Genomic DNA, 20,815 nt, shown 5'->3' with positions numbered 1-20,815 from the left:
CTTGCCGGAAGCGTGGTCAGAGGCATGTTACTCGGCAGACAGCGCCTTCTCGATGTCGTCGAGGACGGCCATGCCGCCCACCGAGCCCACGCCGGAAATCCAATAGGCCGAGTCAGCGGCAAACAGTTTCGGGAAGGACGCTTCATTGGCGCGGATCGATGCCGGGATGGCATCGGCAGCACTTGGATCGGCGGCCGCTACGAAGACGTAATCGGCCGTGGCGTCGAGCACCAGTTCAGGCGAGATATCGGATGAAATGGCATCATCCCAATCGCGGTCGGGGATCTTGAAGCCGACGCATTCCAGCGTGCTGCCAGCGAACGAGCTTGGCGCATAAATGCTCAGCACGGTGTCACGCGGACGGATGAACTGTGCGGTCTTGCCTTCGACATTGTAGCGCTGCTTGATGTCTTCGCAACGCTGGTCGTATGCGGCCAGCAGCTGGTCAGCGCCGGCGGTCGACCCAAGGGCGTTGGCAGTGAACTGCAGGTTATCGCGCCATGGATCGGTCTGGGTCGCCATGAAAACGGTCGGCGCAATGGCGCTCAGCTGATCGTAATAGGCGGAATGACGCGTCTCGGTACCGATGATCAGGTCGGGGAGCAGGGCGGCGATGGCCTCGAGCTTGAGCTCCATGAAGGTGCCGACCACGGTAATGCCGGCGGCCTCTTCGCCGAGATATTTCGGGATGCCGGTCGACGCATTCAGCGTTGGCGAACCGACCGGAACAATGCCCAGCGCAATGGCGGTATCGAGCTGAACCGGCTCGAGCACCACGACGCGCTGCGGCTGCGACGGAACTTCAGTTGCACCGCGGGCATGCGTTACGACATGCGTTTCGCCGGCAGCCAAAGTCGCTGTGGTCACCGTGCCAAGCAGGGCGACGGCGCCTGCCAGGGCCAGAAACGTGCGAAAGCCCGACGGCAGCGACAGCGCATTCGATTGGGACATTGAGGAAACCTTCCGTGACGTGAATTCAGATCTGAGGGCAGGGCGCTGGCAGAGCCGATCGCGACGCAGATGCGTGACAGCGACCCAAGCGAAGGCTTCAGAGCATAGGGCGAATTCAAAGTCTAGTTTCCCAGTCATCTTTTTAAGCTCTGACGTCTGTCATGCGGATGTGGAAAGTCCCGAATGCAACCGCGCCGAAAGATGATTGTGCGGCTCAGGTTGACTTGCGGTCCCGTGCTGGAGCATTCATGGCGCCACGCCTTTGCTCCGACCGATTGTTTCAATGCGCCAGTTTTGCACGGATCATGCCATTGCCTGCGGCGAACCCCTTACGGGCACCGCGGCCCTTGCCGAGCGCCACCTGTTTGTGCGCTGGCCCAAGGGACAATGGCGGCGGCCGCGGTTTGAGAGCGTTGGTCTGAGCGAGGAATTGCGCAGCCAGATGAAGGCGGCCTCCGGCAATGGACGCTATGTCGGGCTGGTGGATGGTGAGCATCTCGAACTGCTGTCATTCCCAGACGCATCCAGCATTGTCCCGCGCGACCAGGAGCATGCCGCAGCGCTGATCGAGCAATGGCGCGATGGCACTGGCCTTGATGGCACGCCGCTGCGCCGGACTGTGCTCTGCTGCACCGATGCGAAGACCGATGCCTGCTGTGCGCGCTACGGCTTTCCGGTGTTCAAGGCGCTCGCTGCCGCTGCACCGGATTTTGGCATTGATGTGCTGCAGTGCACCCATATTGGCGGCTGCCATTTTGCGCCTTCCGTCATCGTCATGCCGGATCGGCAGCGCTACGGCCGCCTGACGCCGGCAAACGTGCCGGAATTCCTGGCCACGCTCGCTCGCAAAGAGCTCTATCTGCCTTCCTACAAAGGCAACCCGGCGCTGGACGAAATCGAACAATCCGCAGAGGCTGCCGTCCGACACTGGGCACAGGGCCGGGTCGATCTCGCGGAGATCAAGGTGGCGCAGGTCACGATGCATTCCGACGTCAAGGCAACGGTCGAAGTGGAACTGAACGCCGAACGGCTGATCGTCCGGGCAGATCGCCAAAGTTTTCCTGTCTACGGCAATTGCCGGGACATGGATGCCGAGCCGAAAGACAAGCTCAGGTGGGTGGCGACCATCGCTTGAGTCATGGATTTTATGAGACATTGCTGCCTCGCCGCGTTGCGTCAATGGCGAGGCAGCGTCTTAGACTAAGCCGTCATGGCGCCGTCGATGGTTAGCGCGGCCCCATTGATGAAGCCGGCATCCGGACCCGCGAGGTAGGCCACCAGCGCTGCAGGTTCCGAAGCATGCGCCATGCGACCGGCCGGCACCCGGCCGATGATGTAGTCTTCCATGCCCGCCGTCATGTCAGTGGCGGTTGGGCCCGGCTGAATGGCGTTGACGGTGATGCCCCGTGGCGCAAATTCATGGGCAAGCGACCGCGTCATCGCGGTGAGCGCCGACTTGGACAGGCCATAGACGCTGGCGCCGGGCACGGCCGCACTCACCGCGACATTGCTCGAGACATTGATGATGCGGCCACCCGATTGCATATGGCGTCCCGCCTCCTGCATGGCAAAGAAGGGTGCGCGCACATTGATTGCAATGGTTCGGTCGAAGTCGGCCTGGGTAAAATTGTCGAGCAGGGCATGCGCGAGAGTGCCGGCATTGTTGGCCAGGATGTCGAGACCGCCGAGCCGATCGACCGCCTGGCGAATGGCGGCCTGTAAGGCCGCCGGATCAGCGCTGTCGGCCTGGAGCGTGACGACTGTGCTGCCGCTGGCGGTGAGTTCGTCGACAAGGCTTTGGGCGGCATCCGGGCTTGCCGAATAGGTGAAGGCCACCTTGGCGCCCTGTTCGGCCACCTTGCGAACGATGGCGGCACCAATGCCGCGTGAGCCGCCGGTGACAATGGCTCGTTTGTTGAGAAGAGGAAGAAATGCCGACATGAGGTTTCTTTCGTCAGGCATGGAGAGATATTTTCTGGACTGATTAGTCCAAAATTGGGTAGGCTTGTTGATGAGGTGGAGCTGGCCGGCGGCTACATGGCCGAGAGCGCCTTCATGGCAAAGTCGGCGACGCCGGCCAGTTCGTCACGGTCTGCGCCGGCCTGTGCGCGGACAGTCAGCCCCTGCAGGGTTGCATAGAGAAAGCTCGCGGCAACGGTGGCGTTCAGTGTCTTTGACAGGTCGCCCCGTGCCTTCGCAGCCTCGATCAGGCCGGCCAGCAAAGTCTCGACGCTGGTCGCCGTGCCGCGGGCCAGGGCGGTCACTTCCGGCTGGGCGTGGCCGAAGGCAGTGGTGGCATTGATGCCCATGCAGCCGCGTGCATTTTCCTCGGCGCTGCGCCGGGTGAAAATCGCGAGGAAGCCATGCAAAACCTCCAGCGGGGAGGGATTGTCACCCAGGTGATCGAAGAAATTCCTGTTGTCGAGCTTGTGGTAGGTCCGCAGGCTTTCGAGGAACAGCGACTGCTTGTCGCCGAAAGTGTCATACATTGACTGGCGACCGATCTTCATGCCCTTGAGCAGGTCTTCCGTCAATGCGCCCTCATAGCCCTTGGTCCAGAACACATCCAGTGCTCCGGCCAGGGCTGCGTCGCGATCGAATTCCTTGGTTCTTGCCATAGACCTCAATTAGTTATTCTGGACTGAGGAGTCAAGAATTGCGACGGGAGATATGTCGGGTCAGCTGATCGATAGTCCCGTCATGGCTTCCGAAACAAGCCATAGCCGCTCGGCGAGGGCTGGATCGGCAGCCCACGGGGCTACGCCTTTGCGGCCGGATCCGGCCGTGTTGACGGCGGCAATGTCGCAGTCTTCGAAATAGACGCTACCCAACCCGTTAAGTTGTGGGCTCGTGGCGGCCCAGACCGCCGTTGCAGCCGCCTGCTGCACGGTCTTCATGCCGCGAGCGGGATCGACGCGCAGATTGCCATTCTCGTCGCGTGCGTCGAAGCCGGCAATCTCTTGCTCGGAGAGCTGCCGCGCCAGCCCGGTGAGAACCTGGCCCGGGTGCAAAGAGAGGGCGCGTATGCCTGCGGCCCTGCCACGCTTGTCGAGAGCGAGGGCAAACAGCGCATTGGCGGTCTTGGACTGGCCATAGGCCACCCATTTGTCATAGGGGCGCGTCAGGAAGTCGATGTCGTCGAAGTCCACGCCGGCGATCTGGTGCCCGCGGGAGGACACCGCGATGACGCGGGCATCGCCGCTGCGGACCAGGGCAGGCCAGAGTGCGACGGTGAGGCGGAAGTGTCCGAGATGATTGGTCGCGAACTGGCTTTCGTGGCCATCCGCATCACGCGACAATAGCGCGGCCATGATGCCCGCGCCGCTGATCAGCATGTCGATGGGGCGAGTGCTATCGACGATCCGCTGGCCGAAAGCGATAATTGAGGCGGCATCGGACAGGTCCAGCCGCTCGATCTCGACATTGACAATGTCAGCCAGGGCGGCTGCGGCCCGATCGGGATCACGCGCCGGAACAATCACTTGCGCGCCTGCGCTGGCAAGGGCTCGTACGGTTTCAAGGCCGATGCCGGAATGGCCCCCAGTAACGATTGCCGTCTTGCCGGACAGGTCGATGCCGCTGACGACCTCCGCGGCTGTGCTGGCGGCTGAAAACGGCGAGCCGATGGGATGTTGATGCTGGGTCATGAAGTGGTCTCCACTGGTAATGACACTGCATATGGCCTATCTCCCTAGACAATCCAGCCAGCGAAATCCGGAATACTATCGTGATCGTCCAAACCATGCCCGGCGATGCCCTGTCCTCGGTGCTCAATACCATCAACGCGGTGGCGCTCTGCTCGATCAGCCTGGCGGCGGGGGGCGATTGGGGCATTCGGTTGCCACACCGGCCAATATCAAGTTCAACGTGGTGCGCCGCGGTGGCTGCTGGCTGCTTACTGCGGATCAGGCCCCAGTTCAGCTGGAGGCCGGCGATTGCTTTGTCGTCACCAATGGCGCCTTCGATCTGGCCAGCGCGCCGGACGCCAGACTGACCGCAGCTCGGGATGTGTTCGCCAACGCCGGCGTGGCGGCGCAATTCGGCGATGGCAGCGACTTCGCCATTCTGGGGGGCAGTGTGCGGCTCGATACGGTGGATGGCGTGCTGCTGTCCGACGCCTTGCCTCGCATCCTGGTGATCAAGGGCGGCGCGGCGGCGGCGATTGGCTGGCTGCTCGACCAGCTCGATCGCGAGTGGGATTCCGGCGCGCCTGGAGCACAGTTGATGTGTAATGATTTGCTGCGTCTGGCCTTCATCCACGTGCTGCGTGCCCATCTCACGCAGCGTGCCGCCGATGATGCCGGCTGGCTAAGCGGGCTCACCGATCGCCACATTGCGCCGGTGCTACAGGCGGTGCATGCGGAACCCGAACGCAATTGGACGCTCAGCGAGCTATCGCGGCTGGCCGGGCAGTCGCGGTCGAGCTTTGCCGCTCGGTTCAAGCTGCGTGTCGGTGTCGCGCCACTGGATTATCTGACCCGCTGGCGTATGCGCTTGGCCGCCGGGAAGCTGCGACGGGGTGCAGAGCCGGTGTCCAGCATCGGCGCAGCTTTGGGCTATCGCTCCGACAGCGCCTTCGGCGCCAGCTTCCGACGAGTTTATGGCACGTCGCCGGCACGCTATCGCACGGAGCAGCGGATAAACTCCGCGGCAGTCGAAGCTGCTTCCGCAGATCACTGAATGCCCTGCGCTCAGCCATCGACATGGGTGAGTTTGTCGGGATTGCACATCATGTAGATGGCGGTGATCTTGCCGTTTTCGATGGCGAAAGCGGTGGTTTGCAGGATGGCGCCGCGTTCGCGGCTCACATAGCCGGGCAGGCCATCGATCCAGGCGGGGCGGATGAACTGGGTCCAGCCGGGGCCCAGCTTGCGATAGAGCCCGCTATACATGCGCAACACATGATCCAAGGCCGACAATGGGGCGCAGGAAGGCGAAGACCTTGCCGCCGCCATCGGAATGCAGAACCACGTCATCGGCCAGGAGCGAGCGCAGCGCGGTGACGTCGCCGGTATGGGCGGCGGAAAAGAAGGCTTCTGCGATGCGGTCGCCATCGGCGCGGGCGACGGGGAAGCGGGGACGGGCTTCCTGCACATGCTTGCGGGCGCGCGAGGCAAGCTGGCGCACGGCGGGGGCGTCGCGGCCGAGCGTGGTGGCGATTTCGTCGAGCGGCTGGCCGAAGACGTCGCGCAGCAAGGCGGCGCGTTCGAGCGGGGACAGGCGTTCCAGCGTGATCATCAGCGTCATGGTCAGCTCGTCGGTGTCGATGCCGGGCTCTTCTGGCTCGATGATCGGCTCGGGCAGCCAGCTGCCGACATAGAGCTCGCGCCGGGCGCGGGCCGATTTCATTTCATCGAGGCAGAGCCGGGTGACGATGCGGGCGAGGAAGGCGCCGACATTACTGACCGCGAACTGGTCGATGTTGGACCAGCGCAGCCAGGCATCCTGCACAATGTCCTCGGCGGCAGCGCGGCCGCCGAGCATGCGATAGCCGAGACGCACCAGCCGGGGCCGATGCATCTCGAAGAGGTCTGAAGCCTGGTTAGGCGTCATAGGCACACTCGGGGAATGGAGGGGGCACGGCAAAGCCGACCTGGAGGCGGTTCCAAAGGTTGATGGCGCCGATGGCGAGGGTCAGGTTGACCTGTTCCTCCGGGGTGAAGGCGGCTTCAAGGATCTCGTATTCGGCCTCGTCGATGTCGGTTTCCGACAGGCGCGTCGGCGTTTCCGTCCAGGCGAGGGCCGCCCGCTCGCGCCGTGTAGTGCGGCGCCTCGCGCCATGCGTCCAGCAGGTATAGTCGCATTTCGCTTTCACCGGACTTGCGCAGGGATGTTACGTGAAGGTGGATGCAATAGGCGCGGCCATTGATCTGGGAAGCGCGCAGCTTGACCAGCTCCAGCAGGGGTGGTTTCCAGAGTACTCGCCCTGAGGTCCGCTTCAAGCGCCATCATCGCCTTGATGGCGGCCGGGGCCTTGGCGAGGTGATCGTCCAGTCTGGCTTTCATCGGGGCGCCTCTCACCGCGGGGTCTGGCTGGCGAGCCAGTCGGCATAGCCGATGGTGCCGAGGCGAGCCGTGCCGCGCGGCAGCAGCGTGTCGTCATTGAGGCGAGCGCCGAAATAGGGGGCTTCCGGGGTGCCGATGACGGCGCGGGCGTCGCCGACATCGCACAGGTATTGGGTGAGGAGATCGGACATGCGGACCTTTTCGGGGCTGGCGATTTCAAGGGTGCCATTGAGCTGGGCGGCAAGCGCGATATCGGCCATGACGGCGGCCACGTCGGGCGAGGCGATGGGCTGGATGCAGGCAGTCGACAGCGTGATCGCGCCTTCGGCGCCGGCCGACTTGGCGATGCCGCTGAGGAATTCGTAGAACTGGGTGGAATGCACGATGGTGTAGGGAATGGGCGAGGCCTTGATCAGGGCTTCCTGGGCCTCTGCTTGCCGCGGAAGTAGCCGCTGTCGCCGAGATCCTGCGTGCCGACGACCGAGAGCGCCACGTGATGGCGAACGCCGGCGGTGGCTTCTGCGGCCAACAGGTTGCGCCCGGCGGTCTGGAAGAATTCGAGCACGGCGTCTTCGAACGAGGGCGAATTGGCCAGATCGAGCACGACATCGGTGCCAGCCATGGCGGCCGCGAGGCCTTCGCCGGTGATGGTATTGACGCCCGAACTGGGCGAGGCGGCGATGACCTCATGGCCGCGATCGAGGAGGATGCGCACGGTCTTGGAGCTGATGAGGCCGGTTCCGCCGACGACGAGGATTTTTATGGTTTTTGCCTTTGCTGACTGACGCTGGGCCGCGATTGGCGACGTCTTCAGCAGCAAGACGAGCTGTCATGGGGGGGTGTGACATGGGCCGCTAAAAAGAATTTGCCTGGCCCATGTCACACACTCAGCCCGGGTCTCGTCTTGGATGCATCAACCTTGAGTTCGGGGCATCAAATGCACGTCGGAAGATCCTACAGGTCGGTCGAATTCGCGCTCTGGTCGCGCGGCAGTATCATTTTCATGGTGGTGGTGAGCCTAGCAGGCGCGCTGCGATCGCATCAAGAACAGTCCCTATCCACGCCAATATGCTATTGTCAGCTCGATGTTCGTGGCGATCTTCTGCACGCTGCTGCCCTTTGGCGCGGTGTGCCGGTGTTCGCCGAGATGAGCCGACTGGTGGCGTGTGGAGCGTGATCTCGATCTGGCTGACCGTGCCGTTCAGCTCGCTGCTGGGCTGGATGTATATGTCGCTCGACCAGGTGGGCGAGAGCACGTCCAACCCGTTCGAGGGCGGGGCCAATGACGTGCCGATTTCGCAAATTTGCCGCGAAATCGAAATCGAACTGCGCTCGGCGATGGGAGAGGTTGATTTGCCTGCGCCGTTCTTGCCGCGCAACGGCATTGCCACCTAACGGCGCTGGTCGTCATCGGACTTGTGTCAGCGCCTGGCTGCTCGTCTCTAAGGAAATGACAGGGCGCCAAGGTGCGGTGTTTCGTAGGGCGAAAAGTCTTGCCGCGATCGCTCTAAATCAGGTCAGCAGGCGCCATAGCAACCAGACGATGCATATGAACAAGAGCCATGCACCCAACGCGAAAATGGCAATAGCGGCCAGTCGTGGCACAGAGCCATGCTTCCTCGCCATTGTCGAACTTTGGATTGTCGAAATTCTCGCCATCACATCCCCCGTCGACTGTCTGAGCATGCCGCCAACAACAGCGACGCTAGAATAGGCAGGGGGGCGAAGACAATTGACCGGACCCTAGCTAGTTTGGCGTAGCTTATGCCGCTCTCGATGCCGGCATCGATACGCATCGCTAGGTCACCAATTGCCGTTGCAGGCGTTGGTAAAGCTCTTGCGTCTCTAGCGACGGACTCACGCCCAACTCGCGCTGCAGTTGGTCTCTACAGCGGTTGTAGTAACTGTGAACCAATGACGCTTCGCCGCGGCGTGCCGCCTCGATCATCAACTGCCGGTGCGCTTCTTCATTGTAAGGATCAATCGCCAGAATCTGCATGGCGCAAGATGAACGCTGCGCCGGGGACAGAGTGTGGTCCTCAGTCAAGGCTGCGCCAAGCTCTTCGAGTACGCGATTGCGCAGGTCATTACGGTTGGTTTCCAGCCAGTCCTCGAACTCGCTGCTGGCGGGCGGCAAGTCTGACAGCAGGTCGCCATTGTAGAGCCGGCAGAGGTCAACTGCCCGTCCGCCATAGGAGGTCCGGAGAATGTTGCGCAGCGCAAGCAGGTCGCAGTCCACCTCGGCGGTCGATTTCAGCAACACCCGGCTTGTGTCCATGCTGATCAGATCAAACTGCAGACTCTGCTGTAGCTGTCGAATGCGGGCGAGGCTCTGTCGCAGATTGGCAGAGGCCGCACCATCCGGTGCATCGGCCCAGAACAAATCGCCGAGACGGGTGCGCGACACGACCCCACTGCTCAGGGCCAGTACGGCAGTGATGCGGTAGAATGCCGAGGGCACGCGTTCCATCTGTTCTCCGTCAACTGTCAGAGAGCAAGAGTTCAGAAGCGTTACATTTACTCTCGATTGCAAAGATCTATCGACCGTATGCATGGCAATATTTCTCACTCCCCAAATTAATTTCCCGTTCCGAACTTAATTTGCGTCGGGAATTATATTGCTAGGAAGCGCACCTATGCTTGAATGTTTCAAATCAAATTTATGCACTAATTTGATGGAGCCGTAAAAACTCCCATATCTGACGATTGACGCTGCCGATATTGTCGATTGCATGCCTTATGTTATCGATTTCATTATCATCGATGGCGTCGACCTTGCCATATTTCAACTGGTCTTCCGTATCTCCAATTCGCATTAGCTGCGTGTAGCCATGCGTGCCGCTCGGGTCGAACGAATAGATGCAATGGTTGTATTTGTTCCGCAGGCGCGATTCGGCCTTTAGCCTGCCGGTAATTTTCAGTGTTTCGGCTCTGGTCTCGGCGTGGGTTGACCTCATCTTCGCCAGCCGGTCGATCAGGTCCAGCCTGGCGCGCGTGGTGTTAAGAGTCAGGAACACCACGATGGCGCTCTCTTTCGACGTCTTCATAAGGTGGGCGATCAAATAGATCAGCATGCTCTCGGTATTGGTCCAGCTGTAATTCAGCCGGCCAACCAGAAGAAGAATGTTTTCCATCCTGGTCATTGCTTAAATCCCTCATCTGAGAAGATGGGGGCAGGCGCACGAAAAAGGGCGGCTGCCTGAGTCCGGTTGTGGACGTGCAGCTTGCGGATCAAGTTATGCACGTGAACCTTGACCGTATGTTCCGAAAGCTTGAGGCGATCGGCGATCAACTTGTTCTGCAGGCCCTGTGACAGCAGTCCAAGCACCTGTTGCTCGCGTCGGGTCAGGCCGCCTCGCAACTTCTCGGGAATCTCGAGGCCGGGCGCTGATATAACGGATGGTGGCGGGGCTGAGCGCCTTGCGCTCGGATGATAGCTGCCGCCGCTGAGCAGTACGGTCACCGCTGCGAGCCAGACATCGAGCTCGAGGGTCAACGGCAGAATCCCGTTCGCCCAGTCAAATCGATGGCCGTCGGCCAGAGTATCGACACTTGGTCCGGTGATGAGTCCCGCCGCGGCGTCGGGAAAATGCCGTTGACTACGCGTGGCCGTGTCGGTTTCTGCGGAGTCGGCTATGTAGGTGAGGACCAGGCTGACATTGGTGCGATTGCTTAGAGGGCCGCAACCTTCGGCCAGCAGTACGTCATAGGCCCTGAACCGTGATCGAAGGGCATAAACAAGCCCCTGAAACAGTGCAGTTGTCGGGCCGATCACCAGGATGCAACGCCGCGCTGATTGCGCTTTTACATTGCCATCCGGGTTTCGGTCCGCCGGTCTAAACTCCTCACGATATCCCATTACGCTCCCCTCTAGTTATATCGGCTTAAAAATTCCTTGTATACGAAGTGTTTACTGTATTGCCGTGACTCAGGCGTGATTCGTAGAAGACGTTGACGCCTCGATCACGTCGAGTTCTAGGTAAGTAGCGCTGACCAAAATCCATGGATGTAAGTAAGGTTAATTTTGTTGCTAACGCCGTTGCAGCAAATCTCACAATACGGCGTATGACTGGCAAAAATGAAGTAGACCTATCGATCTATCCGCCGGACTAAATATTTCTATTATCTTATGCTTGGACTGGCGCCGCCCCATGCTGTGGATGCCTGTCGATCCCGGCAGGTAACACCAGGGCCGCCCATAGCCTCATTTGAAATGAGTTGAGGCTCGGTCTCCTGCATGGAGGAAACGATCATGTCTTACGGCAACAACAATGCTCCGGCCTCGAACGACACCGATATCGACATCAGCAAGTCGTTCAACGAATACGATTCCGAAGTCAAAATCGATGACTCTTACAACAAGAGCTTCGACTCGCATGACAACAACAGCCGCAATCTGAACAACAACCAGACGTTCAACGTTGACAAGTCGTCTGATGATGATGTGTCGATCACCAAGAACAGCACCGAGAACAAGTCGGCCACTGAATCGTTCAACAAGACCGATATCGACACCGACATCGACGAATCGTTCAACACCAAGACCGAAAACAAGGTCGAGGATTCGCACAACACCAAGAACGAGACGGATATCGACGACTCCTACAACACGACCACGTCGAACACCAACCTCAACGTGGCTCTGGAAAACGCGCTGAACACCCACAAGGTGGATGACTCGTACAACACCAAGGTCGAGAACTCGCACAATACCAAAAACGAGACCGACATCGACGACTCGTACAACTCCACCAAGATCGACATCGACAGCAAGATCGAAGACGCCTTCAATGACTATGACAATGCCTTCAACGACCACAGCGTGTCGTATGGCAATATCGACGTCGACTTCGAAGGCCTGTTCAACGGTGCCTTCAGCGGTGGTGGCAATGATGCCGGCTTTGCCGTCAGCCAGATCGCCAACATCCTCGATGCTGACCAGCTGCAGAACGTGCAGTACCAAGGCCATGGCACCTTCTCGCTGAACGGTGGTTCGGGCGACGTGGAATATGCTGGCAAGGACAGCTGGGACTGCGTCGACGATCCGTTCGGTGGCAATACCTCTGCTGACACTAGTTTCGTCCAGACCGGTTCGGCCTTCAACTTCGAAGTCGTGCTGGGTGCGAACCTGCAGCAGAACGCCATCGACAGCGTCGTCGTCGGCGGCAACATGGACAACGACACCACCACCACGAGCGGCGACAGCTTCTAAAAACCTGATCTCCAAACAACTGGTCCGCGCACGCGCGGACCTTCTTCCTTCGCTCGCGGGCTCAATGGTGGGGAGGCAACCATGTTCGTGCAGAATGACAGCGTGTCGGAAGTCATCGCCCACTTCATCGGGCATTTCGAGCTGGCCACCGAACAGGCCCGGCTTCGTATCGAACACCAGAAATTTCAGCATGAGGCGCGGGGAGTCGGCGAGGGCGAACTGCCCTACCGGCCGACCGATTTCAACCAGAGGCTCGACCTCGATCCCTATATGTCTGGCGTCAGCTACCGGCCGCCGGTCGAAGCCCTGCGCGGGTTTGATCGCCCCAATGGCCAGGACGCGGGCGACGCGCTGCGACCCGGTCCAGACGCCGGCTTTGCCGGCCTGCCGGATGATCTCGATCTGCCTGGCTTTCGGCCGGTGCGCATTGGCGGCGAGCCTGGTCCGCTGGAAGGGCCGATCCAGGGTTCGGTCGCCATGGTCGCCGAACAGAAGGCCATTCTCTATGACGATGACATCATGGTCATGCCGGGTGGGGTGCATAACCTGTCATTGGATGCCGTGGATTTCGGCCGTTACGACATGATGGTGGCAGACGCCGCCAATGTCGCTGCCGCGCTCAAGGGCCTGACGCTGCCTGATGGCGGCGCCGGCATTGCCGAGTTCATCACCGCGGCCGCTGAAATCGCCGAGGCTTATGACAGCCCGTCCGACGACGTCGTGGTAATCAAGGGCGAGGCTGTCGGTGGTATGCATGTCGATGGCGAAGTGGTCGACGAGCTTCCCGAGCTTGACGACCATCTGCCAGAGCATCTGACCGAAGACTATGACGGCTCGACGGCTGTTGTCGTAGAAGGCGAGGGGGCGAACGAGCTGGTCATTTCCCAGACGGGTAAGAGCGGCACGATGGATGTCGATGCGGGGGGCAATTCGGCCATTAACGCCGTGGGCATCGTCAATGCCGGCATGGCGCCGACGTTCCTTGCGGTGATGGGCGACTATCACGATTTCAACGCCATCATTCAGACCAATATCTGGAGCGACTGGGACGTCACCCGTATCACCGACGGCCATAACGCCGCGACCGCGAGTGGTACGCTTGGCTTCAACATCGCCAATGTGATGCACGAAACTCGCGACGCCGCCGGCGACCGGGCCGACGCAAAGCCCGATGTGTTCCCCGGTAACTGGATGGTCAGCGTCATCCAGGGCGATGTTACTTTCCTAAGCTGGATCGACCAGTTCAGCTTCAAGTCCGACAATGACATTCTGGTGCTCACCGCCTCGGGCAGTACCACCACCATCACGTCGGGCGAAAACCTCAGCCTAAATGCCACGACCTTCGGCGACCTGGGGCTATACTACGATCTGGTGATCATCGGCGGTAGTCTCTACGACGCCAACATCATCTGCCAGACTAATGTGCTCTATGACGATGATGCCGTATCCATCCTGATGGGCGGCAATGATACGGCCAGCGTCTCCACCGGCGGCAATCTGCTATGGAACCAGGCATCGATCACCAATGTCGGGCCGGCGGCATGGGAGCATGGCGTGCCGGACAGCTATCGCGACGCGGCGGATACGCTGTCGAGCGGTGGCCGCGACATGCCGGATTCGGTCAGGCATGAGGCGACGATGGAGGGCTTTGCCGGCCTTCGCGTCCTCTATATCTCCGGCAATGTTTATGACCTGCAATATGTCAAGCAGACCAATGTGATCTGCGACGCCGATACGGTGGCCATCGCGGCCGACCTCGCCGCCAATGGCATTACCATGGATTGGGATGTCAGCACCGGCAGCAATGCCCTGGTCAATGTCGCGACCATCCACGATTTCGATAGCATTGGCGCCAAGGGCTATGTCGGCGGCGAGGTCTATTCGGACGCCATCCTGATCCAGGCCGAACTGGTCATGCCCGCTCACTCTGACGGTCAGCATCCGCTCGATAGCCTGGTCTCTGAAGCCGTGGCTTTCCTTGTCGATGCCGAGGACCTGCCGGCGCTGCCCGAAGGCACGTCCATTGCCGCCATCGCCAGCGATGCCCCACCCGTAGACGTCATGCAGTCGGTTCTGGCCTGACACGGCCGTTTCAAGGTTTTTCCTATGTCCAACGACCGTAGTCTTTATCCCGACGACGATCTCGACCAGCGCCTGCATCACGATCCGGAAGAGGCGGCCGCAACGCCGCTCGATCGGGCCATGCAGGATATCCATTGGGCCGCCGCCGAGCTGGAGGCGCTGGCCGACGACGAGGCCCGCCGGGAGATCGAAGCCGAAGAGTATGCCGAGGCCGAGCAGGAGTTGACCGAAGAGTTGGTTGACGCCGACGTCTATCAGCCGGATGACGAAGAGCCGGTCGCAGAGGTTCAACGCGATCTGGAACCGGTAGCACCACTCTCACCGGCTGCTGTTCACGCCGCTGCCGCAGCACAGGCCACTGCACCGCGCGCCGAAGCACCGCGCAGCGAATTTGCCGATCGGGTAACGGCGCCCAAGGCTGCCATTCCGCCGATGATCGACGCAGAGCCGGGCCCGCTGGGCAAGCCCAGGCAGACGGTCAGCGGTGGCACCAATGGCAAGCCACCGACCGGGTCAGGTGGTGGTGGCGGAAACTTCCATCGTCGTTCGCAAGCGCCCAATATTGCCGAGAGCTTCCAGAACGGCCTCAATGCGGTCAAAGGCAATCTCGTCATCGTCATGGCCTTCACCGTCGTGCTCAACGTGCTGGTGCTGGCCATACCGCTCTATCTGTTCCAGATCTCGGACCGCATTCTGACAAGCCGCTCCATCGATACGCTGGTCATGCTGACCATTCTGGTCGTCGGCGCGGTTATCCTTCAAACCGTGCTGGATGCTGTCCGCCGCTCGATCCTGATGCGCACGGCGGTGGAGGTCGAGGTGCAACTCGGTGCGCCGATCCTCAGCGCCGCAGCACGCGCCTCGCTGCATGGCAATGGCCGCGAATATCAGGTGCTGGGCGACCTGCAGCAATTGCGCGGTTTCATCACCTCGGGCACGCTGCTCTCCATGCTGGATGCGCCGATTGCGCCGATGTTCGTGGTGGCGGTGTTCCTGATCCATCCCCATCTCGGCTATATCGTCATCGGCGCCGCGCTGACCCTTTTGATATTGGCGACCATCAACCAGCGCACCACGGCAAAGCCCTTCGCGGAGGCAAATACGTTCCTCAGCCGGGCGACCTCGCATCTCGACTCCATGTCGCGCAATTCCCAGATCATCAATGCTCTGGCGATGATCCCCGAGGCAGTGCGCATCTGGGGCCGCGATACCGCACTGTCGCTACGCGCACAGGTCAAGGCGCAGGACCGCAATGTGGTGATCTCCAGCTTTTCCAAGGCTTGCCGCCTGCTGACACAGGTGATCATCCTGGGTTGGGGCGCCTTCCTCGCCATCGAAGGGCAGATGACCGGCGGCATGGTGATTGCCGCCTCGATCATCGCAGCCCGCGCTTTGACCCCGATCGAGGGCGCCATCGAAGGCTGGAATGCCTTTACCCAGTTCCGCAATTCGCTGCGACGCATTCGTGCGCTGCTGCAATCCTCACCGCTCAATTTCGAGCGCCTCCTCTTGCCTGAGCCCAAGGGCCGCCTGGATGTGGAGCGCATCCTCTTTGTTCCGCCCCCGAACAAGGCGGTGGTACTGAACGGCATTTCCTTTTCGCTGCAGCCGGGCGAGTCCCTCGCGGTGATCGGCAATTCCGGCTCGGGCAAGACCACCTTGGGCAAGCTGCTGGTGGGGTCCATCCTGCCGACCTCTGGCTGCGTCCGCCTCGACATGATGGACCTGCGCAACTGGGACCAGCGCCAGTTTGGCGAAAGCATCGGCTATCTGCCGCAGGACGTGCAGCTGTTCCCTGGTTCGATCAAGGCCAATATCGCCCGCATGCGCGATGATGTGCCGGATCAGGCGGTCTATGATGCGGCCGTGCTGGCCGATGTGCATAGCCTGATCGCTTCCTTCTCGCAGGGCTATGAAACCTTTGTCGCCGCCGATGGCGCGCCTTTGTCGGGCGGGCAGAAGCAGCGCATCGCCTTGGCCCGCGCCTTCTTCGGCAATCCGAAGCTCGTGGTGCTCGACGAACCCAACTCAAACCTCGACTCGCAGGGTGAGGCGGCGCTGGCCAAGGCGCTGGTGCATGCCCGTAACCAGAAGATTACGGTTGTCACCATCACCCAGCGGCCGGCCCTGTTGCAGCATGTCGACAAGATCCTGGTGCTCAACAATGGCTCGGTCGGCATGTTCGGCACGCGCACCGAGGTGCTCAAGGCCCTCTCGGGCAGCAGCATGCAAAATCTCAATCCCGGCAAGCCGGCCCTTGGAGAGACCCCATAATGGCAACCCAGATCGCCAGCCTTGATTGGTACGAAGATGTGCCACGCTCCATCCGCCGGCAGACCGCGCTGGGCATGCTGCTGGTCGTGGTGCTGGTGGGCGGCTTTTCGGCCTGGGGCTTTACCGCTCCACTGGCTGCCGCCGTGATCGCCTCGGGCTCCTTCGTGGCCATTGGCGAGAACAAGATCGTGCAGCACCTTGAGGGCGGCATCATTGAGTCCATCCTGGTGCGCGAGGGCGACCAGGTGGGCGAGGGCGATATCCTGATCAAGCTCAATGAGACCGAAGCCAAGTCCAATGCGCGCCAGCTGTTCATCCGCTGGCTGCGGCTCGAGGCAATCCTCGAGCGCCTGCAGGCGGAATCGCGCGGCGCCACCGAATATGGCGTGCCGGCCGTGTTGGCCGAGCAGATGTCGGATCCCGAGGTGGTGGCGATCGTGCAGAGCCAGCAGGAGAATTTCAACGCCGGCCGGGCCAAGCTGAGCAATGAGACCGAGGTGCTCGAGGACAATATGCTGGCTCTCGGCTATCAGCGCGACGGCCAGCAGGCGCAACTGGAGTCGATGCGGTCGCAGGAGACGTTGCTGCTTGCCGACCTGACCAACCGCTCATCGCTGCTGGAAAAGGGCCTGGTGACGCGCAGCTCGATCAACCAGCTGGAACGCGCCGTGGCCGATGCCCAGGGTGACATTGCCAAGCTCGAAGCCGATATCCAGGCCGCCGATGCGCAGATCGCCCGCTTTGTCAAAGAGATGATCCAGCTGCGCGACGCCTCACAGCAGGCCTCGCTGGACGAGCTGCAGTCGGTGGAGGCCGAACTCGACGCGGTGCGCGAGCAGATCCGCCAGGCCGACAATGTGCTGGATCGCACGACGGTGCGGGCGCCGGTGGCCGGCACGATCGTGCGGCTGTTCTATCATACTGCCGGCGGCGTCATCGAAACCGGCAAGCCGATCATTGAAATCCTACCGGCCGATGTACCATTGATCATCGAAGCGCAAATCCCGCGCATGCAGATCGACGAAGTCCATCGCGACCAGCCGGCCACGGTGCGCCTCACGGCGCTCAACCAGCGCACCACGCCGATGCTGGAGGGCGAGGTCTACTATGTCTCGGCCGACTCGATAACCGATACGACCGGGGCATCGCGCGACCGCGAGGTCTATCTGGCCCGCATCAGCCTGTCGCAGGCCCAGCTCGACCGGGTGCATGGCTTCAGCCCGACGCCCGGCATGCCAGCCGAGGTGTTGATCCAGACGCATGAGCGGACGTTTTTTGAATATCTGGTCAAGCCGATCGCCGACAGCATGGCGCGCGCCTTCCGGGAATACTAGATCGATTTACCTAGTTGTACGTACTAAACCAATACTATCCATTTGGTTCCTAGTCATATTGTGTACGATTTAAAGCAAGATCATCCAAAGTATCTTATGATCTGCGCGATCTTGTTATCAGTAAGTGCATTCTATGACCGATTGGACAGACTTCGGATCTGAGGCATTTGAGATGACGGGTCACGCTCTTTAAACAGGAGCGAAAAATGCAGATTAAGATCTTTGCTGGGGCGGCCTTGGCGCTAGCCTTGTCCGTCATCTCTGGGCCGGTTCAGGCCCAACAGTTCTCCACCGTCGCGTCGGTGTTGCGCGAATGTCCCGACATTCCACGGGCAAACAACTGCCTGCCGGTTGCCCGGGCCTTCATCTCTCCCCCGAACAATCCGGACGATCAGCAGATTATCACGCTGGTTGTCAGCATCGCCCAGGCAGCAGACCTGCCGCGGGTACCCCGGCCGGTTTGCCTCAATGCTGCCGATGGCCTGCGCGTGCTGGCCGAGGGTGCCAACCGCCAAAGCACGGCGCAGCAAATCCTCGACATTGCGAATTCGCTTTGCCTTGGCATCCGGACAGCGGCCATTCCCGTCGCGACCACCAGCGATTCCGACGATTCCAATGACAGCAGTTCAAGCAGCGGGAACTCTGCTGCGGTTGTCCCCCCGCCCAGCAGTGGACCTGTCGATCCCGGCAATGGCGGATCTGGCAACGGTGGCTCCGGCAACGGCGGCTCTAATGGCGGATCCAACGGTGGGAACGGCGGATCTAACGGCGGCAATGGTGGCCACAACGGCGGCAATGGTGGCCACAACGGCGGTAATGGTGGCCACAACGGCGGTAATGGCGGCCACAACGGCGGTAATGGTGGCCACAACGGCGGTAATGGCGGCCACAACGGCGGTAATGGTGGCCATAACGGTGGTAATGGTGGCCATAACGGTGGTAATGGTGGCCATAACGGTGGCAATGGCGGCCACAACGGCGGTAACGGCGGCCACAACGGCGGCCACAACGGCGGCCACAACGGCGGTAACGGCGGCCACAACGGCGGTAACGGTGGCCATAACGGCGGTAACGGTGGCCACAACGGCGGTAACGGCGGACACAACGGCGGTAACGGTGGCCACAACGGCGGTAACGGTGGCCACAACGGCGGTGGCCATCATGGTGGCGGTCACGGCGGCTGCGGTTGCGGGAGCTGATGGATGCGCCAATCCGGCAGCAAAGGTAGCGGGAACCTGGCGTTCCCGCTGCGCCTCGACAGGCTGGGCTGGAGCGCGGTGTTATTCGTGCTCCAGTCGCTAACCGCCTTCACCTGGGCGGAAGAGCCCTATGCGCCCTTGACCCGATGGGATGAACCCTCCGGCGGCCAGCTCAATATTTCGGTCTTCGTGTTCCGCGACGCCAATCGAGATGGCATCTATGATCTCGGTGACCGGCCAATGTCGGGCATTATCGTCGATGCCACGGGCCTCGGACCAGCCAGTTCGACGGAGTCCAACTCCGCCGGCTTTGCCAATTTCAAGATGTCGGGGAGCAATGTAAATGCCGACATCCTGTTCGCCGGACGTTACCAGTTCAGCACGCTGGTCCCACCGCATTGGCAGTTGACCACCGGCAATGTCGAGCAGTTTACCGAGTTCGAGATGATGCCGGGCTCGCCCGCCGACATCGTCGCCAAGCCGCCGCTGTCACCAGTCGGCCTCGCGCCGGACCTTAGCATTTCCGGTCCGCTGCCCGCGCTGGGCGATGGGGAAGCATTGGAGCTGACGATGCAGGGCGGCCAGACAATAGAAATAGCGGGTGATGACGGCCATTTTTCTGCGCCGGTCGAACCGGGTAGCTGGCGCTTTACCAGCGGTGACGCGGGCACGGCGGTCGAGGTAAAGGCCATCCCCGTTCTTCTCGGCGACACCTGGTGGGAAGAGCCGGTCATCGAGGCAGCAGCGGACACGCTGGTGACTTTCGACGATCTGCAGTCTGAGGGCGTGCTGAAGGTGCCCTCGGGCTATTCGGGCCTGAACTGGGATAATTTCGTCATGACGCAGCAGAAATTCTACGAGCCGGCGGGCTATCGAAACGGGGCCATGTCCGGTGAATTCCTTGCCTATAACGGCTCGGGCCATCCTGCCGCGATCAGCAGAAAAGTGCCCTTCGACTTCGTCGGCGGCGCCTTTGGCATTTCCACCTTCCAGGCGGAAGGCGAAACGTTGACCATCACCGGCTGGCGGGGTGAGGAACAGGTCTATCAGCAGAAGGTCACATTGTCGGCCTTGGGCCCGGTTTATCTCGCGGCCGAAATGAGGGATGTGACACGGCTGGATTTTGCCACGGCGCGTTATTGGCAATTTACGGCCGACGATCTGGAATTCCGTATGGGTGCGCCTTAACGGCTCCAGACCATAGGGTCGGGGCCGGAGGCGGCGATGATGCGATAGGCGGTCTTGCCCAAGGGCAGGACCTGACCGGCCAGATTGTCGAGTACGAGATCGCCGGTGTCGGTCTTGATGATCAAGATGGCATGATCCTGATTGGTGCGCGTCTTGACATAGGCCAAGCGCAGGGCACTGGGGGGCAGGCCCCCTTCGATCAATGCGCGACGCTTGCTCAGCGCATAATCCTCGCAGTCCCCGGAGGAAACGCCGACGCTCCAGATATCGGCGCCGGCGTCATTGCGCGGCTGGATGGCACGATTGATCTGCGAATTGACGTGGGTGATCTGCACCAGCATGGCTTCCGTCAGCAAAACCTTATGGCTGCCGCCGCCCTGGCATTCGGCGGGAAACTGCAGGCACATGATCTGGAAGCCGACCGGCGCCGGCGCCGCGGCGACCGGCCCGATCGACAGGCTCACAACAGCAAGCGCGACGCTGGCGGCAAGTGCTTTGATGCGAATCATCGGTTCCGGGTCCCTTAATCTGTCCGCTTAAGGGTGCCACGCAGGGATTGCTAAAGCTTT

20 protein-coding genes and 2 pseudogenes are annotated in these 20,815 nt (G+C 61.0%); 10 read left to right on the top strand and 12 right to left on the bottom strand.

Translation table 11 applies throughout. The annotated features are described in order from the left end of the window. Window positions 1–27 precede the first annotated feature (27 nt). Window positions 28–951: an ABC transporter substrate-binding protein gene (locus BM045_RS13965; protein WP_092184308.1), complete on the bottom strand. Its 924-nt coding sequence runs from the start codon at window positions 949–951 to the stop codon at window positions 28–30. 283 nt (window positions 952–1,234) lie between these two features. Here BM045_RS13965 and BM045_RS13960 point away from each other — a divergent pair, with 283 nt between their 5' ends. Further along, window positions 1,235–2,086: a sucrase ferredoxin gene (locus tag BM045_RS13960; RefSeq protein WP_092184306.1), complete on the top strand. Its 852-nt coding sequence runs from the start codon at window positions 1,235–1,237 to the stop codon at window positions 2,084–2,086. A 65-nt stretch (window positions 2,087–2,151) separates the two neighbouring features. Here BM045_RS13960 and BM045_RS13955 read toward each other — a convergent pair whose 3' ends face one another. From BM045_RS13955 to BM045_RS13945, 3 genes are all read right to left on the bottom strand, one after another. Continuing rightward, window positions 2,152–2,892: an SDR family NAD(P)-dependent oxidoreductase gene (locus tag BM045_RS13955; protein WP_170848515.1), complete on the bottom strand. Its 741-nt coding sequence runs from the start codon at window positions 2,890–2,892 to the stop codon at window positions 2,152–2,154. Window positions 2,893–2,984: 92 nt separating this feature from the next. Next, on the bottom strand, window positions 2,985–3,569 hold the full coding sequence (locus BM045_RS13950) for a TetR/AcrR family transcriptional regulator (RefSeq protein ID WP_092184302.1): 585 nt from the start codon (window positions 3,567–3,569) through the stop codon (window positions 2,985–2,987). A 60-nt stretch (window positions 3,570–3,629) separates the two neighbouring features. Next, on the bottom strand, window positions 3,630–4,598 hold the full coding sequence (locus BM045_RS13945) for an oxidoreductase (protein WP_092184300.1): 969 nt from the start codon (window positions 4,596–4,598) through the stop codon (window positions 3,630–3,632). A 178-nt stretch (window positions 4,599–4,776) separates the two neighbouring features. On the opposite strand from BM045_RS13945, the gene BM045_RS13940 reads away from it, so the two are divergent. Next, entirely contained in the window at window positions 4,777–5,631 is an 855-nt protein-coding gene (locus BM045_RS13940) for an AraC family transcriptional regulator (RefSeq protein ID WP_244523008.1), read from the top strand. An 11-nt stretch (window positions 5,632–5,642) separates the two neighbouring features. Here the strand turns inward: BM045_RS13940 and BM045_RS19365 are convergent, their stop codons facing one another. The 4 genes and pseudogenes from BM045_RS19365 to BM045_RS13925 form a co-directional block, all read right to left on the bottom strand. Next, entirely contained in the window at window positions 5,643–5,843 is a 201-nt protein-coding gene (locus BM045_RS19365) for a sigma-70 family RNA polymerase sigma factor family protein (protein ID WP_348271256.1), read from the bottom strand. Continuing rightward, on the bottom strand, window positions 5,836–6,504 hold the full coding sequence (sigJ, locus tag BM045_RS13935; RefSeq protein ID WP_348271255.1) for an RNA polymerase sigma factor SigJ: 669 nt from the start codon (window positions 6,502–6,504) through the stop codon (window positions 5,836–5,838). The genes BM045_RS19365 and sigJ overlap by 8 nt, the downstream gene beginning before the upstream one ends. Next, window positions 6,494–6,957 (bottom strand): annotated as a pseudogene (locus tag BM045_RS13930) (carboxymuconolactone decarboxylase family protein). The gene sigJ and the pseudogene BM045_RS13930 overlap by 11 nt, the downstream one beginning before the upstream one ends. A gap of 11 nt (window positions 6,958–6,968) precedes the next feature. Continuing rightward, window positions 6,969–7,720: pseudogene (locus BM045_RS13925) on the bottom strand (SDR family oxidoreductase). A 277-nt stretch (window positions 7,721–7,997) separates the two neighbouring features. Between BM045_RS13925 and BM045_RS19360 the strand changes: the two are divergent. Together BM045_RS19360 and BM045_RS19185 are read left to right on the top strand one after the other, a co-directional pair. Then, window positions 7,998–8,108 (top strand): hypothetical protein, encoded by a 111-nt coding sequence (locus BM045_RS19360; RefSeq protein WP_348271257.1) that lies wholly within the window; start codon window positions 7,998–8,000, stop codon window positions 8,106–8,108. A 22-nt stretch (window positions 8,109–8,130) separates the two neighbouring features. Next, window positions 8,131–8,352: a bestrophin family protein gene (locus BM045_RS19185; protein WP_244523007.1), complete on the top strand. Its 222-nt coding sequence runs from the start codon at window positions 8,131–8,133 to the stop codon at window positions 8,350–8,352. 403 nt (window positions 8,353–8,755) lie between these two features. On the opposite strand, the gene BM045_RS13915 is transcribed toward BM045_RS19185, so the two are convergent. The 3 genes from BM045_RS13915 to BM045_RS13905 form a co-directional block, all read right to left on the bottom strand. Continuing rightward, complete coding sequence (locus tag BM045_RS13915) at window positions 8,756–9,427, bottom strand: AfsR/SARP family transcriptional regulator (RefSeq protein WP_170848514.1); 672 nt, start codon at window positions 9,425–9,427, stop codon at window positions 8,756–8,758. A gap of 190 nt (window positions 9,428–9,617) precedes the next feature. Continuing rightward, on the bottom strand, window positions 9,618–10,100 hold the full coding sequence (locus BM045_RS13910; protein ID WP_092184296.1) for a hypothetical protein: 483 nt from the start codon (window positions 10,098–10,100) through the stop codon (window positions 9,618–9,620). Beyond that, the gene (locus BM045_RS13905; RefSeq protein WP_092184294.1) at window positions 10,097–10,816 is read right to left on the bottom strand and encodes a LuxR C-terminal-related transcriptional regulator; all 720 of its coding nucleotides are present in this window, start codon (window positions 10,814–10,816) and stop codon (window positions 10,097–10,099) included. The genes BM045_RS13910 and BM045_RS13905 overlap by 4 nt, the downstream gene beginning before the upstream one ends. A 393-nt stretch (window positions 10,817–11,209) precedes the next feature. On the opposite strand from BM045_RS13905, the gene BM045_RS13900 reads away from it, so the two are divergent. The 6 genes from BM045_RS13900 (at window position 11,210) to BM045_RS13875 (ending at window position 20,246) form a co-directional block, all read left to right on the top strand. Then, window positions 11,210–12,169: a hypothetical protein gene (locus BM045_RS13900; RefSeq protein ID WP_139198797.1), complete on the top strand. Its 960-nt coding sequence runs from the start codon at window positions 11,210–11,212 to the stop codon at window positions 12,167–12,169. An 81-nt stretch (window positions 12,170–12,250) separates the two neighbouring features. Next, a complete protein-coding gene (locus BM045_RS13895; RefSeq protein ID WP_092184290.1) occupies window positions 12,251–14,251 on the top strand; it encodes a hypothetical protein in 2,001 nt (666 codons plus the stop codon). Between the two features lie 24 nt (window positions 14,252–14,275). Next, entirely contained in the window at window positions 14,276–16,525 is a 2,250-nt protein-coding gene (locus BM045_RS13890; RefSeq protein ID WP_244523006.1) for a type I secretion system permease/ATPase, read from the top strand. Then, window positions 16,525–17,859, top strand: a complete 1,335-nt coding sequence (locus BM045_RS13885; protein WP_092184288.1) for an HlyD family type I secretion periplasmic adaptor subunit — start codon at window positions 16,525–16,527, stop codon at window positions 17,857–17,859. Before BM045_RS13890 ends, BM045_RS13885 begins: the two co-directional genes overlap by 1 nt. A 206-nt stretch (window positions 17,860–18,065) precedes the next feature. Next, window positions 18,066–19,058: a hypothetical protein gene (locus tag BM045_RS18940; RefSeq protein WP_170848513.1), complete on the top strand. Its 993-nt coding sequence runs from the start codon at window positions 18,066–18,068 to the stop codon at window positions 19,056–19,058. A gap of 3 nt (window positions 19,059–19,061) precedes the next feature. Beyond that, window positions 19,062–20,246, top strand: coding sequence for a hypothetical protein (locus BM045_RS13875; protein WP_092184286.1), 1,185 nt, complete (start codon window positions 19,062–19,064; stop codon window positions 20,244–20,246). Here the strand turns inward: BM045_RS13875 and BM045_RS13870 are convergent. After that, window positions 20,243–20,755 (bottom strand): transglutaminase-like cysteine peptidase, encoded by a 513-nt coding sequence (locus BM045_RS13870; RefSeq protein ID WP_092184285.1) that lies wholly within the window; start codon window positions 20,753–20,755, stop codon window positions 20,243–20,245. The two genes, BM045_RS13875 and BM045_RS13870, sit on opposite strands and share 4 nt — an antisense overlap. Between the last annotated feature and the right edge of the window lie 60 nt (window positions 20,756–20,815).

Source organism: Devosia sp. YR412, assembly GCF_900110945.1.
Taxonomy (GTDB): domain Bacteria; phylum Pseudomonadota; class Alphaproteobacteria; order Rhizobiales; family Devosiaceae; genus Devosia.
The sequence above is the reverse complement of the archived record's forward strand: the minus strand, read 5'-3'. Positions and strand labels throughout refer to the sequence as shown.

Coding starts and splice junctions, on each gene's coding strand:
- BM045_RS13965 (WP_092184308.1), bottom strand. CDS start 951: ATGTCCCAATCGAATGCGCTGTCGCTGCCGTCGGGCTTTCGCACGTTT.
- BM045_RS13960 (WP_092184306.1), top strand. CDS start 1,235: ATGCGCCAGTTTTGCACGGATCATGCCATTGCCTGCGGCGAACCCCTT.
- BM045_RS13955 (WP_170848515.1), bottom strand. CDS start 2,892: ATGTCGGCATTTCTTCCTCTTCTCAACAAACGAGCCATTGTCACCGGC.
- BM045_RS13950 (WP_092184302.1), bottom strand. CDS start 3,569: ATGGCAAGAACCAAGGAATTCGATCGCGACGCAGCCCTGGCCGGAGCA.
- BM045_RS13945 (WP_092184300.1), bottom strand. CDS start 4,598: ATGACCCAGCATCAACATCCCATCGGCTCGCCGTTTTCAGCCGCCAGC.
- BM045_RS19365 (WP_348271256.1), bottom strand. CDS start 5,843: ATGTATAGCGGGCTCTATCGCAAGCTGGGCCCCGGCTGGACCCAGTTC.
- sigJ (WP_348271255.1), bottom strand. CDS start 6,504: ATGACGCCTAACCAGGCTTCAGACCTCTTCGAGATGCATCGGCCCCGG.
- BM045_RS13915 (WP_170848514.1), bottom strand. CDS start 9,427: ATGGAACGCGTGCCCTCGGCATTCTACCGCATCACTGCCGTACTGGCC.
- BM045_RS13910 (WP_092184296.1), bottom strand. CDS start 10,100: ATGACCAGGATGGAAAACATTCTTCTTCTGGTTGGCCGGCTGAATTAC.
- BM045_RS13905 (WP_092184294.1), bottom strand. CDS start 10,816: ATGGGATATCGTGAGGAGTTTAGACCGGCGGACCGAAACCCGGATGGC.
- BM045_RS13900 (WP_139198797.1), top strand. CDS start 11,210: ATGTCTTACGGCAACAACAATGCTCCGGCCTCGAACGACACCGATATC.
- BM045_RS13895 (WP_092184290.1), top strand. CDS start 12,251: ATGTTCGTGCAGAATGACAGCGTGTCGGAAGTCATCGCCCACTTCATC.
- BM045_RS13890 (WP_244523006.1), top strand. CDS start 14,276: ATGTCCAACGACCGTAGTCTTTATCCCGACGACGATCTCGACCAGCGC.
- BM045_RS13885 (WP_092184288.1), top strand. CDS start 16,525: ATGGCAACCCAGATCGCCAGCCTTGATTGGTACGAAGATGTGCCACGC.
- BM045_RS18940 (WP_170848513.1), top strand. CDS start 18,066: ATGCAGATTAAGATCTTTGCTGGGGCGGCCTTGGCGCTAGCCTTGTCC.
- BM045_RS13875 (WP_092184286.1), top strand. CDS start 19,062: ATGCGCCAATCCGGCAGCAAAGGTAGCGGGAACCTGGCGTTCCCGCTG.
- BM045_RS13870 (WP_092184285.1), bottom strand. CDS start 20,755: ATGATTCGCATCAAAGCACTTGCCGCCAGCGTCGCGCTTGCTGTTGTG.